The organism is Chryseobacterium gambrini (assembly GCF_900156825.1).
Classification (GTDB): domain Bacteria; phylum Bacteroidota; class Bacteroidia; order Flavobacteriales; family Weeksellaceae; genus Chryseobacterium; species Chryseobacterium gambrini.
Genome location: NZ_FTOV01000009.1, coordinates 34,731 through 52,843, shown reverse-complemented (window position 1 = coordinate 52,843; position 18,113 = coordinate 34,731). Strand labels below are relative to the sequence as shown.

Sequence of the window (18,113 nt, the reverse complement as noted above, 5' to 3'; positions counted from 1 at the left end):
TTTAATTTTCTGATAGGGGTCTACGTACAACCAACAACAAATTGTTATATTTACAGAAATTTAATACAGCTATGTTGAAAGCAGGTTTGGTAGGAGCCGGACATTTAGGAAAAATACATTTACGACTTTTAAATCAGTCAGATAAATACGAGTTCATCGGTTTCCACGACAAAGACGTAGAAAACGGCAAAAAACTGGAAGCGGAATTCGGGTATAGATATTTTGAGAATTTTGAGGAATTGCTGGAGCAGATTGATATGCTGGATATTGTAACGCCCACCATTTATCATTACGATTATGCGCTAAAAGCAATTGAAAAAGGTCTGCATTTTTTCATTGAAAAACCTGTAACCCAAACTCTTGAACAGGCGGAAGAAATTCTTCAGAAATGCCAGGAAAAAGGCATCAAAGCTCAGGTGGGACACGTTGAAAGGTACAATCCTGCGTTTATTGCAACGAAAGAGTACATTAAGAATCCAATGTTTATCGAGATTCACCGCTTAGCAGAATTCAATCCGCGCGGAACAGATGTTTCTGTGGTTCTGGATCTGATGATTCATGATCTGGATATTTTATTAAGCATTGCTAAATCTAAAGTTAAAAACATTCACGCGAGCGGCGTTTGTGTGGTAAGCAAAACACCCGACATTGCGAATGCAAGAATTGAATTTGAAAACGGATGTGTTGCGAATTTAACGACTTCCAGAATTTCGATGAAAGCAATGAGAAAGAGCCGTTTTTTCCAGAAAGACGCTTATATTTCCGTTGATTTTCTTGAGAAAAAAGCGGAAGTGATCCGCATGAAGGACGCTCCCGAAAACCCTACTCCATTCGACATGATTATTGAAAATGCAGAGGGCGAGAAAAATCAGATTTTATTTGAATATCCGAATATTCAGCCGAATAATGCCATTCTGGATGAGCTTAATTCTTTTGCAGACTCCATTACGGAAGACAAACACGTAGAAGTTTCTATTGAGGACGGAACGGAAGCGCTGAAAGTTGCGTTGGAGATTATGAAGTTGATTTCTTAATCTCCAAAGTATTATACAAATAAAAGAATTATTTCATTTATGAAAAAGGGAATAATCTTAACTTTTAGCTTTTTAATCTTAGCTTTTTTCGGATTTTATATTTATAAAAATAATTATTTTATTCCTGAAAGTCAAGAAAGTATTTACCAAAGACGAATAAAAATTTTTGAAAAAACAATAAAAGAATTTGAAAATTCCAGAACTGGAAGAATTGATCTGACAAGCACTATAATTCTTCGTTGGAGAATTAAAGATTTTAAAGCGAATGAAAATGACATTGAATATTGTGAAAACGAATCTCAAAATGTAAAATACATCTGCGAAATTAATAATGAAGATTGGTATGGCTCAGAAACAAAAACTGAATTACCAAAAAACGAATTAAAGTCTCTTGCGATTTTTATTGATGGGAAATATATTAAATTAGATGTTTCACAAATGTTTAATCCAAATTTTAGTGGAGAATTAAATAAAAGTCAATTTCAAATTAAAAAGTTTAAACATTACTATCTACTCTTTGGCTTTTTCTCTGATGGCGCAGGAACATACACCGCTCATTGGAAAATTCAGAATGAAAAAGCTGAGAGAATAAAAATATCTAATAATGATGAAGACTTTCAATGGCAAAACTTTAAATAAAACTTATTAAAAACGGGCTAAAAACCCGTTTTTTTTTATGCCTAATTGGCTTTAACCAAACTTATCATTTCATCGAAACAGTACTAATTTTCTCATTCATCCCGATCCGGATTTACACCATACAATATTCGTAATCATCATTATTTTTTTCAATTCAATTTCTGTTTTTAATATTTTTCAACATATTTTAAATATATTTGCCATTATTCAACAATAATTTCTTTATAACAATCCCTTAACAATTCAATAATTAAAATCACTATGAAAAGAGCCATCCTATTATCCGCTTTTTTATTGTCTCAATTTGGGACATCACAACTTTTAAAAACACAAGGTGAAAAAATTATTAATGATAAAGGTGAAAACATTCAGTTGCGAGGTCTCGGCTTGGGAGGCTGGATGCTTCAGGAAGGATATATGCTGAAAACGGCTGACTTTGCAGGTCCGCAATACAAAATCAAGGAGAAAATTGCTGAACTGATCGGTGAAGACGGAATGAATGAGTTTTACAAGGCTTATCTGAAAAACGGAATTACCAGACAGGACATTGATTTTCTGAAAAAAGCAGGATTTAATTCGATCAGACTTCCAATGCATTATAATCTGTACACTCTACCGATTGAAAAAGAATCTAAAAAAGGAGAAAATACATGGCTGGAAGATGGTTTTAAAATGACTGATGATCTTCTGAAATGGTGCGCGGACAATAAGATGTACCTGATTCTCGACCTTCACGCAGCACCGGGCGGACAGGGAAATGATGTGAATATTTCTGATAACGACAAATCGAAACCTTCTCTTTGGGAAAGTGAAGAAAATCAGAAAAAAACCATAGCATTATGGAAGAAATTAGCCGAAAGATATAAAGATTCTCCATGGATTGGCGGTTATGACTTAATTAACGAACCAAATATTAATTTTACAGGAAAAAATATAAACGGAACGGATGAAATGTCGAATGCTCCGCTTTGGAAGCTTCAGAAAGAAATCACGGAGGCGATCCGTACTGTTGATAAAAAACACATCATCATTATCGAAGGAAACGGTTGGGGAAATAATTATAACGGTTTAACGCCGCTTTGGGACGATAATATGGTCTTCAGTTTTCATAAATACTGGAATAATAATGATGACGCCACGCTGAAATTTGCGCTGGATTTAAGAGAGAAACACAAAATCCCGATCTGGCTGGGCGAAACAGGCGAAAATTCAAATGTATGGTTTACAGAGCTTATTCAGCTTTTAGATAAACATAACATCGGTTACGCATTCTGGCCGATGAAAAAGATAGACAATATCGCAGGAATTACCAACATAAAAATTACTCCGGAATATCAGAAATTATTGGATTATTGGAAGAACGGAGGTGAAAAATCATCTAAAGAATTCGCCAAGAAAGCTTTGATGCAGATCGCCGAGAACTATAAATTCAGCAATGTGGAAGTTAAAAACGATGTGATTGATGCGATGTTCAGGCAGACAAAAGACGGTTCCACAAAACCTTTCAAGAATCTTCAGGCTCCCGGAAAAATCTTTGCAACCGACTATGACCTGGGAAGAATGGGTTCTGCTTATTCGGATAAAGATTTCATTAATCTTTGGGTGAGCGATCCTGCAAAAAGATCGGAATGGAATTCAGGAAATCAACTGAGAAATGACGGTGTTGACATTTACAGAACAAAAGACAATGAATATTACGTCGGAAAAACGGAAAGCGGAGAATGGCTTCAGTATACCATCAACTCAAAAGCAGATAAAACGTATACTTTCGACATAAAATATGCAAGTGAAAACGATGCAAAAATCAGGATTGAAGATGCTTCAGGAAAACTATTAACCACCGTTTCATTGGCTTCAACAGGCGGAAATGAAATTTGGAAAACGGCTTCTGCAAAAGGAATTCATCTTAAAAAAGGAGAAAATAAAATCAGAATTTATTTCGAAAATGATGGGGTTAATCTGAATTATTTTGAAGTGAGATAAAGAAAAAATCATAAATTGCAAATCCCTTTTAGTTTCTAAGAGGGATTTATTTTTAAAACTATTTTTTAAATTTTATTTTAACCGCAAAAGAAGGAAATGATTAACACTTTAGTTATTTTAAGTTCAATACTTAAAAAAAAAAGAACACATAAGTTTAAAAATCAAAGATTTTTATCCTTTACAAACTTTTGATCAACTAAAAAGTATTTAAACATTACAGAATTTCTTTTGCTTCTTTTGCGGTTAATAAAAATATGATTAAACAAATATTATGAAAAAAATCACCTTATTATTTCTTTTGATTTCGGCATTTGTTTTTGCCCAGAAATCCTCTTTAGAAACGCAAATCAACTCCATTATTAAAAATAAGAAAGCAACGGTCGGAATTTCCGTTCTGGGATTCGAAAACGGCTTTACGTACAATAAAAATGCTGATAAAAAACTTCCGATGCAGAGTGTTTTCAAGTTTCATATTGCTGCTGCTGTTTTAGATTATGTAGAGAAAGGAAAACTTTCTTTAGATCAAAAAGTTTCACTTAATCAGTCGAATTTACATGAAAACACATGGTCTCCTCTTCGCGAAAAATATCCAAATGGCGGTATTGTTCCTTTAAGCGAAATTATTGAATACACTGTTGCCAAAAGTGACAATAACGGCTGCGATATTCTTTTAAAATTATTGGGCGGAACGCAGGTTGTTCAGAAATTTATGAATGCGAAAGGGGTGAAAAACTTTCAGATCAAATACAATGAAGAAGCGATGCATAAAGACTGGAATGCGCAGTATGAAAATTACACCACCATGAATTCCGCGGTTGATGTGCTGAAAAAGTTTTATGACGGAAAATTATTATCAAAAAAATCGACCGATTATCTGATGAAAGTAATGCTCTCCACTTCCACAGGAACAAATAAATTAATTGAGCAGCTTCCGAAAGATACGCCTATCGCAAGAAAAACGGGATCTTCCGGCAAGAATAATGCGGGTTTAACGGGTGCTGAAAATGAAATTGCGATCATCACTTTACCGAATGGCAAGCATTATGCAATAGCTGTATTTGTCAGTAACTCAACGGAAACAGCCGAAGTGAACTGCAGAATGATTTCAGACATTTCAAAAACAGTCTGGGATTATTTTAATAAGTAAAAATTTAAGCTTAATTTTAAAACCATTAAAAATGAAAAAAATAGTATTATTAATCGGGTTATTCAGTTCAGCAGCATTCTTTGCACAGAAGAGCGAAAATTATCTGCAGGTAGGCTATCACAGCATTTGCTGCGGTACACCTTCCGCTAAACCCGTGATGGATTTTATTAATCAGTTTCAGAAAAAAAACAAAATAAAAAATTTCGAAGTGTACAAACAAAGCGGTTTGGGAAGAGAAGGTGAATTTAACATTTATATCGGAACAGATACATTCTCCAGAACCCAGAAAACCAGATTTGTAGAAGGACTGAAAGCTGCCATCAATACTCAGAATCAGATGAAAAAACCGAACAGAGACGGTAATGTGAGTTTTGATGAAACAACGACGGTAAAAAAATCAGATCTTTCCAACGCACGAAATTTAACTTTAATCAACAGCAAATAATTAAAACTTAAATAAGGAAAAATGATCAAAAACATTGTAGTTATCGGAGCCGGAACCATGGGAAATGGTATTGCGCACACATTTGCACAAAGCGGTTTTAAAGTAAATCTTGTAGATGTTTCTCAGGAAGCTTTAGACAGAGGTCTTAAAACCATTACCACCAATCTCGACAGAATAATTGCAAAGGGAAACCTTACCGAAGAACAAAAAGCAGAAACTTTAGGGAACATTACGACATTTACAGCACTTCAGGATGCGGTAGGTTCAGCGGATCTTATTGTGGAAGCAGCAACGGAAAATCAGGAATTAAAACTGAAGATTTTCGGACAGATGGATGAGTTTGCTCCTGAAAACTGCATCCTTGCAACCAATACTTCCTCAATTTCGATCACTAAAATTGCTGCGGCTACAAAAAGAGCAGATAAAGTAATCGGAATGCACTTTATGAATCCGGTTCCGATCATGAAACTGGTTGAAATCATTAAAGGCTACTCTACTTCCAAAGAAACGTTCGACGCGATCTATGAAATGAGCAAAACGTTAGGAAAAGTTCCTGTAGAAGTAAACGATTATCCGGGATTTGTTGCCAACAGAATTTTAATGCCGATGATCAACGAATCTATCGAGACGTTGTACAACGGCGTTGCGGGTGTTGAGGAAATCGATACGGTAATGAAACTGGGAATGGCGCATCCGATGGGACCGCTTCAGCTTGCCGATTTTATTGGTCTTGATGTTTGTCTTGCGATCTTAAATGTAATGTACGACGGCTTCAAAAATCCTAAATATGCTCCGAATCCATTATTGGTAAACATGGTAATGGCAGGAAAATTAGGCGTAAAATCAGGAGAAGGTTTCTATGATTACTCCGAAAGCAAAAAAGCGGAAAAAGTAGCGAAAATGTTTTCAAAATAAAAAAAGTGAATTGTGAACGGTAAATTGTGAGTTTTTTGGAATTCAATTTTAACTCTGATTAAGATTGACTGGCTTTGCAAAATTTACTAATTTCACGATCCATGAAATTTAAAGAAAAAAATATTCAGATATCAATGGTCATCATTACTTTAGTGATGACCATTTTGCGTTTTCTGCTTAATGAAAAAGGGCGTGTAAATCCGGATTCCATCCGTTATATGAGATTTGCGCACGTTTTCCCGACGATCGACAATACCACGACTCCTTTAGGATATCCTTTAGCGATAAAATTTTTTACGTTTTTCGGGTTTGATGAATTCTGGGGAAGTAAAGTTGTAGGAATTTCCGCATTTTTATTCATCCTTTATTTCACCTGGAAAAAGAAGTTTTTCTTTAGAGAGTCGGTTGTTTTATGTGCTTTATTCAGCTTCCTCTCCATTTTCTCCTATACCATGAGCGAACCTATGATTTTGCCGTTTGTTATGGTATTTTTATATGTTTCCACATTAATTATTGAAGGAAAACTAGAAAAAGGAAAAGCTGTTTTTTATCTTTCGTTAAGCCTTATTGCATTGTATAACATAAGATACAGCTCTCTTTTCATTATGGGCGGAACCGGACTATTCGGATTGATTTTCTGGAAAAGAAAATATTCGGGAATATTTATCATTTCAGGACTCATCGGAGGAATTTTTGTGATTTTGTATAAATTTCTTTTTATTGATTACTTTAATGAAAACTATGTCAGTCAATTTCTGGAAATCGGTCTGCATCCTACCTCTAAACTTCTTGCTGAATTGTTTCAGGGATTATGTACCACTTTCAACCCATTCATTCACATTGCAGATCCGGGAGGCGGAATGATCAATTATGCGATCTACGGAATCGGCTTTTTAAATATTCTTCTGATTGTATTTTTGTTTATTAAATACAAACTCTCAGAAACGGAGGCATTTTATATTTTTGTAAGTGTTTTCGGGATTATCTGCTCGTATTTTATTCAGTATTTTTATTCTGTGAATGCGATCGATTACAGATTAATGGCTCCTTTCAGTCTTCCGGTCTGGCTGGTTTATTTCAGGAAATTATTCATGGTTTTTGAAGTTAAAACATACGCTTTAGGCTTTTTAAGTCTGCTTTCCGGAATGTTATTTACATGGCTTTCCAAAGGCAATTATCTTGAAAACAGAAAGGAAATGAAGCAGTTTCTGCAATCTGAAAAAATGGAGAAGATTCCGCTGAAGTTTTATCTTGAAACAGCAGAAGATCTTGACAAAATACAGGTTGCCGAACTGATGAGTACCATCAACCCGAATATTACGTTAACTTTCAAACCGAAAGATACGCTTCAGAAAACAACGTTAACAAGGTATAAAGTTTTACAAAAAATAAAGATTGACAAGAACAAATACCAATAATTTTATTATCTTTGATTTAAAGTTAAAACATTAAAAAAATGAAATTACCAAAGTTTTTATTAGCAGATAATTCGGAATTTCCAGAAGATTTATTCGTGGTTCATACAGAATATCCAAGATTTATCTTAAACGTTGAGGAAGAAGAAGTTGAGTGGCTGGATGATTTGGAAGGTGACGACGAAGAAACAATGGCAGACGAGGCTACAAAAGTAGTAGAAGCTGCGTTTAAATGGTGTGATGAAGAGTTGGCTAAGTACGACGAAGAAGAGGAAGATTAATAACAATTTAAACATAAAAAAGGAACTCGATTGAGTTCCTTTTTATTTTATTCAGCTTTATTGAATTTTAAAAGTAAAAGATTGTCCTGATACAATTCCAGAACATTTCCGGTTACTACATATTTATTGGCTTTTACTACCATATCCATAAAGTTTTTTTCTACACTCATGTTATCGCACGCCATTCTTGTAGAACCTAAAGCTCCCGCAGAAAAATTTCCCATAGAAGGATCTACTTTTGCCGTTCCGAAGTAATTGTTGCATCCCGCATTACCACTGATTTTTTCTCCTTCAATATTCAGGGTAGGAATTTTCCCTTTCACATTATCAGCCAAAGCCCATTTTGTACCCGCAAGAGAAGGCTGTGCTTTTCCTACTTTGGAAGCAGAAGAGCTCGACATTGTTCCACATGAAACCAAAACTGCAGCAGTACATATACTTAAAAAAAGATTCTTCATTGTTTACTTTTTGATTTAAATCAAATTTACGGAAATATTATTATTTAAACGGGTTTCGGAAGATTTTATTATTCTTTAACACTTCAGATAAAATCGTAATTGAATATGATTTATCCGAATTTAATAAAACATTCAATCTTTAAATCGCTGTCGGTTTTAATTTTACCCATAAAAAAAACGGACAAATGTCCGTTTATATTGTATTCGAAAGGTATTTTTTTTAACCTCTTAATTCTGCATTGAATTCTTTCTGGAAAGATTTGATTAATGAATCCATTACCGCAGTAATTTCTTTCTCTTCAAGAGTTTTTTCCTCGTTTAAAAGTTCGAAACTCATTGCATAAGACTTCTTGCCTTCCGGAAGATTTTTACCTTCGTAAACGTCAAATAAATTAATATTTTTCAGGTAAGGAGATTTATTTTTCTTTGCTGTCTGATAAAGATCTTCGTAATTCACGTTTTTATCAATCAGTAAAGCAAGGTCTCTTCTGATTTTATTGAATTTAGGAATATCTTTGAATTTCAATTGATTTTCAGAACGTAATTTCTGGGCAAATTCAAGTTCGATTTCAGCGTAGAAACATTCCTGCTCAATATCGAAATCTTTCAGCATCTGAGGAGCCACTTTCCCGATCCTTACCAAAGCTTTTCCGTCCGCTTCATATGCCAAAGCATCAGAAAATCGTTCATCAGACAAAGCTATTTCTTTATAATCAATGGATAATCTTTCCAGCAAAACTTTTACATAAGCTTTCAGATTATAAAAACTTGTCGCAGATTTCGGCTGTAACCAGTTTTCTGCAACGTCTCTTCCGGAAACAAGGATAGCCAATTGCTTTCTTTCCTCGTATTGATCTCTCTTATGATAGATTTTTCCGAATTCGAAGAATTTAATATCCTGATTTTTTCTGTTGATATTGTAGATTGCATTCTGCAAAAGCCCTTCCAGTAAAGACTTTCTCATAAATGCCAAATCGTTGCTTAAAGGATTTAATAATTTTACAGCATCCGTTTCATCTTTCAGCGAAGTCAATGAGTTGTTCATTACTTCATTGAAACCTAATCCCTGTAACGTTCTTGCCCAGTTATTTTCAAGCTCATCCTGATCCTGTGCAGCCAGTTTTACCGGCGTAAACGAAATTTTCTGAGGTGCATCGATCTTATTGTATCCGTAGATTCTTAAAATCTCCTCGATAACATCAATTTCTCTGGTAACATCTGCTCTGTACGCAGGAACAGAAATTTCATACCCGTTCTGAATTTCATTTAAAACCTGAATTTCAAGGGCTTTTAAAATTTCTTTTACTTTTTCTCTGTGAATTTTGGTTCCTAAAATCTGCTCGATTTTTGAAAATCTGATGATGACATACTGATCTTCAATTTTCTTAGGATACTGTTCCAGCAATTCTCCCACAAGTTTTCCTTCAGTAAGTTCCTGAATTAATTTAATAGCGTGCGTAATTGCTGTTCTTGTAATATTAGGATCCACTCCTCTCTCGAATCTGAAAGAAGCATCGGTATTCAATCCGTGGAATTTTGCTCCTTTTCTCACCGCAACCGGATTGAAATAAGCACTTTCCAAAAAGATGGTAGTTGTTTCAGCAGAAACCCCTGAATTGGCACCTCCGAAAACTCCGGCAATGCACATCGGCGTATCTTTTCCGTCTTTGATGATGATTTCAGAACCGTTCAAAGTTCTTTCAACACCGTCTAAAGTGGTGAATTTTGTTCCTTCTTTTACTGTCCCTACTTTTACTTTTTTATCGGCAATTTTATCTGCATCAAAAGCATGAAGCGGCTGTCCGTAACCGTGAAGGATATAATTGGTAATATCTACAACGTTATTGATGGGGCTTAATCCGATGGCTTTCAGTCTGTCTTTCAGCCAAGCCGGAGAGTCTGCCACTTTTACGTTTTCAATCACCGCTCCGATGTATCTCGGACACAGTTCTGCATCTTCCACTTCTAATGTAAAATCGTGAGAACCTTCGTTGTTCAGCGCAACGGAAGATACTTTTTCGAACTCAGATTTCTGTTTGTTTGTGGAAAGATAAGCGTGAAGATCTCTTGCAACACCGTAATGAGACATCGCGTCGGTTCTGTTCGGCGTTAAACCGATTTCCAGAACTTCATCGTTTGTTATTTCAAAGTAATCTGCGAAATTTTTTCCGATTTCAAACTTTTCTTCATCCAAAACCATAATGCCGCCGTGATCGTCGCTAAGACCCAATTCGTCTTCTGCACAGATCATTCCCTGAGAAACCTCTCCCCGGATTTTTGCTTCTTTGATCTCGAAAAAGTTTCCGGTTTTATCATAGATTTTTGTTCCGACAACTGCTACGGGAACGGTTTGTCCGGCTTCCACATTCGGAGCTCCGCAAACGATGTTTAAAATCTTTCCGTTTCCTACTTCTACGGTTGTCTTTTTTAATTTGTCTGCATTCGGATGTTTCTCGCAGGTTAAAACTTTACCTACAACAATTCCTTCCAGGCTTCCTTTTATGCTTTCAAATTTTTCTATCCCTTCAACTTCAAGTCCTATATCTGTAAGGAACTCACCGATTCTTTCAGTTTTCAGGTCCGTTTTGATATAATCTTTAAGCCAGTTGTTTGATATTTTCATCTGATAATTTATTATTTTTCAAGGTTAAAAGAAACCTTGCTTATTTTGAAAATTTTACTTGAATTTTTCGCGTTACAAATATCGTGTTTTTTTAAGAAACAGAGAAATGTGAGAGAAACTTTAAGAGTTATTTAGCAGCTTTCTTTTTCCTGCCGGATTAGCAAGGCATTGTCATTACGAAGAGCGAAGCGACGGGGCAGTCTAAAAAACCTTCTTTTTAACGCAAAAGATCGCTAAGAAAAGAATTGTTAAATTTCGAATATTTTTGTTCGCTAAGGCGTTCTACTCAGCAAGTGACAGCAGAATTTAAATCTGTTATTACTGTTTCTAAAACTAAACCTCGATTTCTACTTGTAGATGTATTCCGGAGATTACTTCTTCTCTTTGTTCATTGCAAAACGGCGAACTGCAATTTAGCCCCGATTGCAGCTTTGTTTGAGCTCATTTACTTAGGAATCGGCTGCGGCAGCTTCGCTGCCGCAGCCGATTCCTAAGTAAATAGCGAGTGCGGAAAGCGGGAAATAGCTCCTAAAAAATAAGAGGTTCTGAAAAAATCAAAACCTCTTATCCTATTTTATTTACGTTAAAATTACAATCCGATTACCGGCATTGATAACATTAAAATACTTTCGTTTTCTTCAAGACCATCAAGAGGTTCAATAATTCCCGGTCTGTTTGGCTGAGACATTTTCATCGTGATATCGTCTGAACCAAGAATCGTTAACATTTCTGTTAAGAATTTAGAGCTGAAGCCGATATTGATATCTTCTCCGTTGTAATCGCAAGGAATCTGCATATCTGCTTTGTTTGCATACTCCGTATCTTCTGCGTGAAGGTGAAGAATGTTTGCAGACAATTTAAATCTTACCTGATTAGTCGATTTATTAGACATGATAGAAGCTCTTTTAATCGCTCCTAACAAAAGATTTCTGTTGATGGTTAATACATTCGGGTTTTCTTTTGGAATTACCGCTGTATAATTAGGATATTTTCCGTCGATTAATCTACAGATCCAAACGTGTTTTCCAAAAGTGAATTTTGCCATATTCTCGTTGAATTCGATCGTTACGTCTTCATTGGAACTCGCTAAAATATTTTTGAAAATGTTTAAAGGCTTTTTAGGCATGATGAATTCCATCGGTTCGGCATTCATCAGATCTTTTCTTTTGTATACTACCAGTCTGTGAGAATCTGTAGAAACGAAGTTGGTTTCATTTTCTCCAAACTGGAACAGTACTCCCGTCATTACCGGACGAAGAGAATCGTTACTTGTGGCGAAAAGTGTATTGGTCAGGGCTTCAGATAAAACTCCTGCAGGCATGGTAACACTTTGTGCGGCATCAAATTCCGGCAGTTCCGGATAATCGTCTGCATTATCCAATGCTACGGCGAAGTTATCTTTTTCATCTAAAATCTCAAGCTGACTTCCTGTTCCTTCCGCATTGTCCTTCACAACCAACGTAAGAGGCTGTTCTCCGTAAGTCTTGATGAAGTCCTGAAAAATCTTTGCAGGAACGGCAAATTTACCCGTATCATCAGACTTTGCCTCAAGAGAAGTTACAAGAGTCGTTTCGCCGTCAGATGCGGTAATGGTAACCTGAGTTCCGTCTAATTCAAAAAGATAGTTTTCTAAAATCGGTCTCGACTGAGAGCTTGATATTACGCCACTTACAGTTTGCAAAGCCTTCTGTAGTTCACCACTTGAAATAATAAATTTCATAGATTTAAAAATAAATTTTTACAAATATAATAAATAGAAAACAGAATGAAAAGAATAATTCTGAGAGTTATTAACATCCATCAAAATAATTTTACAACTTCTCTGCTCTGCTTTTTGATGCCCGAAAACATCCTAAAGCACTAAAGATAAGGATTTTCTTTTAGCAATTGACTATATTTGCAAATAAAGTTTCAATATGCGAAAACCTCCTGTACATAAGAGTTTAAGAAATGCTTTCCGGGGTGTTTTTCTCATGATGAAGCATGAAAGAAATTTTCAGCTTGAATTTGCCGCTTTCCTTGTTAATGTGTTTCTGATTTTTTACCTGAATCTTTCTTCTACAGATACTATTTTAATTTTAATGGTTTCCTTCGGCGTTTTAGCGACTGAAATTCTGAATACTGCCATTGAGAAAATCTGCGATTTTATTCACCCTGATTTTGATAAAAGAATTGGTTTCATCAAAGATATTTCCGCCGGAGCCGTAGTTTTGATGGTTATTTTATCGGTTATTGTCGGAGTTATGGTCTACTGGAAATATGTTTCAGGATTTCTTCAGCAGTTCTGAAGGTTGTTTATAAATATTTTTCTATAATCGGAATGGCAATTTCAGCCATGATTCCATAGCCTTTTTCGTTGGGATGAATGCCGTCTTCTGAAAGCAGGATTTCTTTATCCTGCAGAAAAGCAGAATGAAAATCAATATAATTCAGAGAATTTTCTTTGGCAATTTGTTTTAGAATCTGATTGTATACCAAAACCTCATCATTTGTTCTTAATTTTCCGGAGGCAGTGATAATTCCGTCTAATTTTTCAGCAATCGGGAGAATGCTTATTAAGTAAATTGTTTGTGAATATTTTTCTGCTTCCTGAACCGCCTTTAATATATTTTCCCTGAACTTTTCCGGATTTACAAGGTAATTATCTTCTTTTACAGCCAGATCGTTTGCGCCGTATCCCAGAAAAATAATATTTCCTTCATCTGAATTTCTTGCTGCCATTTCGGAAGAAATTCTTTTTACCAAACCTTCGGTTGTTTCGCCGCCGATTCCAAGGTTGAAAATAATCAGTTCTTTGCTTCCTTCATTGTATTTTTGCAGAGCATATCTTTTCAGAATATCGACCCAGCCGCCAAAAACGCCATCGTATTCTCCATAAGTGATGCTGTCTCCAAAAAATAATCCGTACATAGTTTAGGCAAATGTTAATTGTTCAATTAAAAATCAATCCAAAATTAGGGTAATATTTTTATGCGATTCTATAATTTCTATTAAAATTTCAAATAACGTTTGTCCGTTTCCATTAATTAAATCATCCAGTTTTTGCTGAATCAATGTAACGTTGAAAGGTTTTCCCTGTTGGATTTTATTTTCGTAAAATTGTTTCGTCAGATCAAAGCCTAAATCTTGTTTTGATTTTCGAGAATCTTTCCAGATAATTTCACCTTCGTATCCATACAAAATATCATCAAAACCATCTAAAGTTCCGACTTTCCAATCCTCATCTTTCAAAAAAAGTAATGAAACTTCTTCATAGAACGCTTCCAGATTTGAAAAATGACTGCCATTGATGACAGTCATTTTACTTTTATTATTATTTGAAGTACTCAACTCCATTTTTAAAGATGTTGTGATAATTTGCGGTTGGAATATTTTTAAACAGACCTTCAGCAAAACGTTCCGGATGTCCCATTCTTCCGAAAATTTTTCCGCAAAGACTGGTGACACCCTCAATTCCGAATAATGAATTATTGGGATTAAAAGGCATTCCGTGAGCAATATTTCCTTCTAAGTCTAAATATTGAGTGGCAATCTGTCCGTTTTCATACAACTTCTGAATTTCCGCTTCCGAAGCCATGAAACGACCTTCACCGTGAGAAATTGGGATGGTGAAAACCTGATCTTTCATTCCTTTTAACCAAGGCGATTCGTCATTGACGACTTTTACATTGACCATCTGGGAAATATGTCTTCTGATCGCGTTGTGAGCCAACGTCGGTGAATTTTCATCCAAATCTTTGATTCTTCCGTAAGGCAATAATCCGGATTTAACCAACGCCTGAAAACCGTTACAGATCCCGATAATCATTCCGTCTCTGTCGAGCAATTCGTGAACGGCATTTCTCATCTTCTCGTTTTTCAAAACGTTAACGATGAATTTTGCAGAACCGTCTGGTTCGTCACCCGCTGAGAACCCTCCTGAGAAAGCCAGAATCTGAGAAGTTTTGATCTCTTCAACCCAAGCATCAATGCTTTCATCCAACAATTGGTGATTGATGTTGATTAAAGGTAAACTGCTGATAACAGCGCCTTCTTTTGCGAAAGCGTTCAATGTATCGTATTCGCAGTTTGTTCCCGGGAAAACCGGCGCAAATACTTTTGGCTGAGCGATTCCGTGTTTTTTAATAATGATATTTCTTGGGTTGACTGAATTTAATTTTTCATCAATTTCAACCGTTATTTTTTCTTTTTCAACTGTTGGGAAAAGGTTTTCGAAGGTGTTGCTGTTGGAAGCGAGAAGCTGGAGGATGGAAGTTTGAAGATTGTTGATGGTTAAAACTTCATTCGCAACCACTTTTCCAATGAATTGAAGGTTTACAGAGCTTAATTCCTCTTTAGATTCTATAATTAAGCTACCAACTCGCTTACTGAGCAATGCCGAAGCATCATCTACTGTAATGTCAGCGCCCAATTTGTTTCCGAAGCTCATTTTTGCCAAAGCAACTGCTACTCCGCCTTCTTTTACTGTTTTTACAGAAACGATTTTTCCTGCTTTGATATTTTCGAAAATAAATTCATAAATATCTTTTAAAGCATCATAGTTTGGAAGTCCGTTTTCCTGAGCAATATGATTGAAGAAATATACTTTATTTCCTTCGTTTTTAAATTCAGGAGAGATGATATTTTTCTTTTCTCCGTTTGCACAGGCGAAAGAAATTAATGTTGGCGGCACATTCAGATCCTGATACGTTCCGCTCATTGAATCTTTCCCACCGATGGCTGCCAAACCGAAATTAATTTGCGCATCGTAAGCTCCCAACAAAGAAGCCAATGGTTTTCCCCACTTTTCAGGATTCTGACCTAATTTCTCAAAATATTCCTGAAAACTGAATCTGATGTTTTTATAATCGCCCCCCATTGCAACGATTTTTGCCACACTTTCTACAACAGCATAAGAAGCTCCTAAAAGTGAGTTTTGCTTTGAAATTTCTGCATCGAATCCCCAACTCGCTAAAGAAACGGTTTCAATATCTTTTGCACCAATGATTGGCAATGTCTGAACACTTCCTTCCATTAAAGTCTGCTGATATTTTCCACCCAAAGGCATCGCAACCGTAGTCGCACCAATCGATGAATCGAACATTTCCAGCAATCCTTTTTGAGAAGCCACATTTTTGTCGCTTAAAATCTTTAGGAAATTCTCTTCATTAAATGCAGGTGTTTCTTCTTTTACTTCATTCAGGTGGGTAATTTTAACTTCCTGACTTTTTGAACAGCCGTTCGTATCTAGAAACGCTCTTGAAAGGTCAACAATTTTATCGCCTTTCCAGAACATCTGCATTCTTCCGGAATCTGTCACTTTCGCAACTTCAACAGCCACAATATTTTCAGCCTCACAGAATTTGATGAACTGTTCTTTATCTTTTGGTTCTACCACAACCGCCATTCTTTCCTGAGATTCAGAAATAGCCAGTTCAGTTCCGTTTAACCCTTCATATTTTAAAGGTAAAACATCTAAATTAACTTCTAAAGAATCTGCGATTTCGCCAATTGCCACGGAAACACCTCCCGCTCCAAAGTCATTGGATTTTTTAATCAGTCTCGTTACTTCAGGATTTCTGAATAATCTCTGAATTTTACGTTCTTCAACGGCATTTCCTTTCTGAACTTCAGAACTCATCGTATGGATAGAAGTTTCGTCCTGTTCTTTTGAACTTCCGCTTGCTCCTCCAACTCCGTCACGACCTGTTGCTCCTCCTAAAATAATGATAGAATCACCAGCTTCAGGTTTTTCACGTCTTACCCAATCTACAGGAACTGCTCCGGCAACGAAACCAACTTCCATTCTTTTGGCTTTATAACCTTCGTCATAAATTTCAGAAACCATTGTTGTCGCCAAACCGATTTGGTTCCCGTAAGAGGAATATCCGTTTGCCGCCTGTTTCGTGATTGTTTTTTGAGGCAATTTTCCCGGTAATGTTTTATCAACCGGTTCCAAAACATCCGCTGCACCCGTTAATCTCATCGCTTGGAAAACAAAAGAACGCCCAGACAAAGGATCTCTGATCGCGCCACCTAAGCAAGTTGAAGCACCACCAAAAGGTTCGATTTCTGTCGGGTGATTGTGGGTTTCGTTTTTGAATAATAAATACCAAGGTTCTTTTTTACCGTCGTATTCAGCTTCAATCTGGATTGTACATGCGTTGATCTCGTCAGAAACCACAAGATTTTCCAAATTGCCTGTTTTATGGAAATATCTTCCGCAAACAGTTGCCAAATCCATTAAGGAAATAGGCTTCAATTCGCGTCCTAAGAATTTTCTTTTTTCGATGTAATCATTGAAAATGGTTTCCAATGTATGTTTAAATTGTCCTTCGAATTCGATATTTGACAATTCTGTTTCAAATGTTGTGTGACGACAGTGATCGCTCCAATAGGTGTCTAAAACTTTAAGTTCCGTTTCTGTAGGATTTCTCTGTTCTGATTTAAAATATTCCTGAATGAATTTCAAGTCATCCAAACCTAAAGCAAAACCGTGATTATTAAAGAATTCCTCAAGCTGAGCATCATCAAAATTGATAAAACCCTCATGAACAATAACTTTTGAAGGGGCTTTCTCCGCAGGAATGTTTAAAGTTGATAAATCTTTTTCCTGAGATTCCACTTTATTGATTAGAAGGTCTTTGATTTTCACCAAATCAGATTCGGAAATACCTTCGAATTCGATCAGCTTTCCGCTTCTTACTTTAGATTTTTCATTTCCGGTCAATAAAGCGATACACTGTTGCGCAGAATCTGCACGCTGATCGTACTGTCCCGGTAAAAATTCCAATGCGAAATAAATTCCCTGTGCAGGATTTTCTTCGATTAAAATATCCGTAACCGGATCTACGAAAGTGCTGTTAACCACTTTTTCGAACTCACCGCCATTTAAACCGAAAATATCGTACACGTTGTATACTTTTACTTTTTGGATGGACGGAATAACCGCTTTTACTTCATCAAAAATTTTTGGACTTTCTACATCGAAAATTCCTCTTTTTTCTACGAAAATTCTTTTGTTTTGAGACATTAGATGTCAGTTTTATTTAGATTTATTTATTTTTTTAAATTAATCAACGGAATGATTTTAAATCAGCATATATTGATTAGATAGCAGTCCTACGGACTGCAGATTTCATATTTATTTGCATTCTTACTACACAGATAACATTCCTACGGAATGATATTCAT

15 protein-coding genes are annotated in these 18,113 nt (G+C 35.8%); 9 read left to right on the top strand and 6 right to left on the bottom strand.

What is annotated here, in order from left to right; all coding sequences use genetic code 11:
• Positions 1-71: 71 nt before the first annotated feature.
• From BW951_RS15505 to BW951_RS15470, 8 genes are all read left to right on the top strand, one after another.
• Entirely contained in the window at positions 72-1,034 is a 963-nt protein-coding gene (locus BW951_RS15505; RefSeq protein WP_076394514.1) for a Gfo/Idh/MocA family protein, read from the top strand.
• Positions 1,035-1,073: 39 nt separating this feature from the next.
• On the top strand, positions 1,074-1,673 hold the full coding sequence (locus tag BW951_RS15500) for a hypothetical protein (RefSeq protein WP_076394512.1): 600 nt from the start codon (positions 1,074-1,076) through the stop codon (positions 1,671-1,673).
• A 261-nt stretch (positions 1,674-1,934) separates the two neighbouring features.
• Positions 1,935-3,656, top strand: coding sequence for a cellulase family glycosylhydrolase (locus tag BW951_RS15495; RefSeq protein ID WP_076394510.1), 1,722 nt, complete (start codon positions 1,935-1,937; stop codon positions 3,654-3,656).
• Between the two features lie 271 nt (positions 3,657-3,927).
• The gene (gene bla-A / locus BW951_RS15490) at positions 3,928-4,803 is read left to right on the top strand and encodes a CGA/CIA family class A beta-lactamase (RefSeq protein ID WP_076394508.1); all 876 of its coding nucleotides are present in this window, start codon (positions 3,928-3,930) and stop codon (positions 4,801-4,803) included.
• Positions 4,804-4,834: 31 nt separating this feature from the next.
• Positions 4,835-5,248 carry a hypothetical protein gene (locus tag BW951_RS15485; protein ID WP_076394506.1) on the top strand — a complete coding sequence of 138 codons (414 nt, stop codon included), beginning with the start codon at positions 4,835-4,837 and terminating at the stop codon, positions 5,246-5,248.
• A gap of 24 nt (positions 5,249-5,272) precedes the next feature.
• Positions 5,273-6,163 (top strand): 3-hydroxybutyryl-CoA dehydrogenase, encoded by an 891-nt coding sequence (locus BW951_RS15480; protein WP_175608832.1) that lies wholly within the window; start codon positions 5,273-5,275, stop codon positions 6,161-6,163.
• A gap of 101 nt (positions 6,164-6,264) precedes the next feature.
• On the top strand, positions 6,265-7,581 hold the full coding sequence (locus BW951_RS15475; RefSeq protein ID WP_076394502.1) for a hypothetical protein: 1,317 nt from the start codon (positions 6,265-6,267) through the stop codon (positions 7,579-7,581).
• Between the two features lie 38 nt (positions 7,582-7,619).
• Positions 7,620-7,859 (top strand): hypothetical protein, encoded by a 240-nt coding sequence (locus BW951_RS15470; protein WP_002977986.1) that lies wholly within the window; start codon positions 7,620-7,622, stop codon positions 7,857-7,859.
• 47 nt (positions 7,860-7,906) lie between these two features.
• On the opposite strand, the gene BW951_RS15465 is transcribed toward BW951_RS15470, so the two are convergent.
• The 3 genes from BW951_RS15465 to dnaN form a co-directional block, all read right to left on the bottom strand.
• The gene (locus BW951_RS15465) at positions 7,907-8,317 is read right to left on the bottom strand and encodes an META domain-containing protein (RefSeq protein WP_076394500.1); all 411 of its coding nucleotides are present in this window, start codon (positions 8,315-8,317) and stop codon (positions 7,907-7,909) included.
• Positions 8,318-8,537: 220 nt separating this feature from the next.
• A complete protein-coding gene (gene pheT, locus BW951_RS15460) occupies positions 8,538-10,940 on the bottom strand; it encodes a phenylalanine--tRNA ligase subunit beta (protein WP_076394498.1) in 2,403 nt (800 codons plus the stop codon).
• 589 nt (positions 10,941-11,529) lie between these two features.
• Entirely contained in the window at positions 11,530-12,660 is a 1,131-nt protein-coding gene (gene dnaN / locus BW951_RS15455; RefSeq protein ID WP_076394496.1) for a DNA polymerase III subunit beta, read from the bottom strand.
• 196 nt (positions 12,661-12,856) lie between these two features.
• Between dnaN and BW951_RS15450 the strand changes: the two genes are divergently transcribed.
• On the top strand, positions 12,857-13,228 hold the full coding sequence (locus BW951_RS15450) for a diacylglycerol kinase family protein (RefSeq protein ID WP_076394494.1): 372 nt from the start codon (positions 12,857-12,859) through the stop codon (positions 13,226-13,228).
• Between the two features lie 7 nt (positions 13,229-13,235).
• Here the strand turns inward: BW951_RS15450 and BW951_RS15445 are convergent, their stop codons facing one another.
• The 3 genes from BW951_RS15445 to BW951_RS15435 are packed head-to-tail and all read right to left on the bottom strand — an operon-like array spanning position 13,236 to position 17,952.
• Positions 13,236-13,850 (bottom strand): SGNH/GDSL hydrolase family protein, encoded by a 615-nt coding sequence (locus tag BW951_RS15445; RefSeq protein WP_076394492.1) that lies wholly within the window; start codon positions 13,848-13,850, stop codon positions 13,236-13,238.
• 33 nt (positions 13,851-13,883) lie between these two features.
• On the bottom strand, positions 13,884-14,276 hold the full coding sequence (locus BW951_RS15440) for a barstar family protein (RefSeq protein ID WP_076394490.1): 393 nt from the start codon (positions 14,274-14,276) through the stop codon (positions 13,884-13,886).
• The gene (locus BW951_RS15435) at positions 14,254-17,952 is read right to left on the bottom strand and encodes a phosphoribosylformylglycinamidine synthase (RefSeq protein ID WP_076394488.1); all 3,699 of its coding nucleotides are present in this window, start codon (positions 17,950-17,952) and stop codon (positions 14,254-14,256) included. The genes BW951_RS15440 and BW951_RS15435 overlap by 23 nt, the downstream gene beginning before the upstream one ends.
• Positions 17,953-18,113: the final 161 nt, after the last annotated feature.

Excerpts from the sequence above, each read along its gene's own strand:
- BW951_RS15445 (WP_076394492.1), bottom strand. The coding sequence starts at position 13,850 with ATGTACGGATTATTTTTTGGAGACAGCATCACTTATGGAGAATACGAT.
- dnaN (WP_076394496.1), bottom strand. The coding sequence starts at position 12,660 with ATGAAATTTATTATTTCAAGTGGTGAACTACAGAAGGCTTTGCAAACT.
- BW951_RS15470 (WP_002977986.1), top strand. The coding sequence starts at position 7,620 with ATGAAATTACCAAAGTTTTTATTAGCAGATAATTCGGAATTTCCAGAA.
- bla-A (WP_076394508.1), top strand. The coding sequence starts at position 3,928 with ATGAAAAAAATCACCTTATTATTTCTTTTGATTTCGGCATTTGTTTTT.
- BW951_RS15465 (WP_076394500.1), bottom strand. The coding sequence starts at position 8,317 with ATGAAGAATCTTTTTTTAAGTATATGTACTGCTGCAGTTTTGGTTTCA.
- BW951_RS15440 (WP_076394490.1), bottom strand. The coding sequence starts at position 14,276 with ATGGAGTTGAGTACTTCAAATAATAATAAAAGTAAAATGACTGTCATC.
- pheT (WP_076394498.1), bottom strand. The coding sequence starts at position 10,940 with ATGAAAATATCAAACAACTGGCTTAAAGATTATATCAAAACGGACCTG.
- BW951_RS15500 (WP_076394512.1), top strand. The coding sequence starts at position 1,074 with ATGAAAAAGGGAATAATCTTAACTTTTAGCTTTTTAATCTTAGCTTTT.
- BW951_RS15450 (WP_076394494.1), top strand. The coding sequence starts at position 12,857 with ATGCGAAAACCTCCTGTACATAAGAGTTTAAGAAATGCTTTCCGGGGT.
- BW951_RS15435 (WP_076394488.1), bottom strand. The coding sequence starts at position 17,952 with ATGTCTCAAAACAAAAGAATTTTCGTAGAAAAAAGAGGAATTTTCGAT.
- BW951_RS15485 (WP_076394506.1), top strand. The coding sequence starts at position 4,835 with ATGAAAAAAATAGTATTATTAATCGGGTTATTCAGTTCAGCAGCATTC.
- BW951_RS15475 (WP_076394502.1), top strand. The coding sequence starts at position 6,265 with ATGAAATTTAAAGAAAAAAATATTCAGATATCAATGGTCATCATTACT.
- BW951_RS15495 (WP_076394510.1), top strand. The coding sequence starts at position 1,935 with ATGAAAAGAGCCATCCTATTATCCGCTTTTTTATTGTCTCAATTTGGG.
- BW951_RS15505 (WP_076394514.1), top strand. The coding sequence starts at position 72 with ATGTTGAAAGCAGGTTTGGTAGGAGCCGGACATTTAGGAAAAATACAT.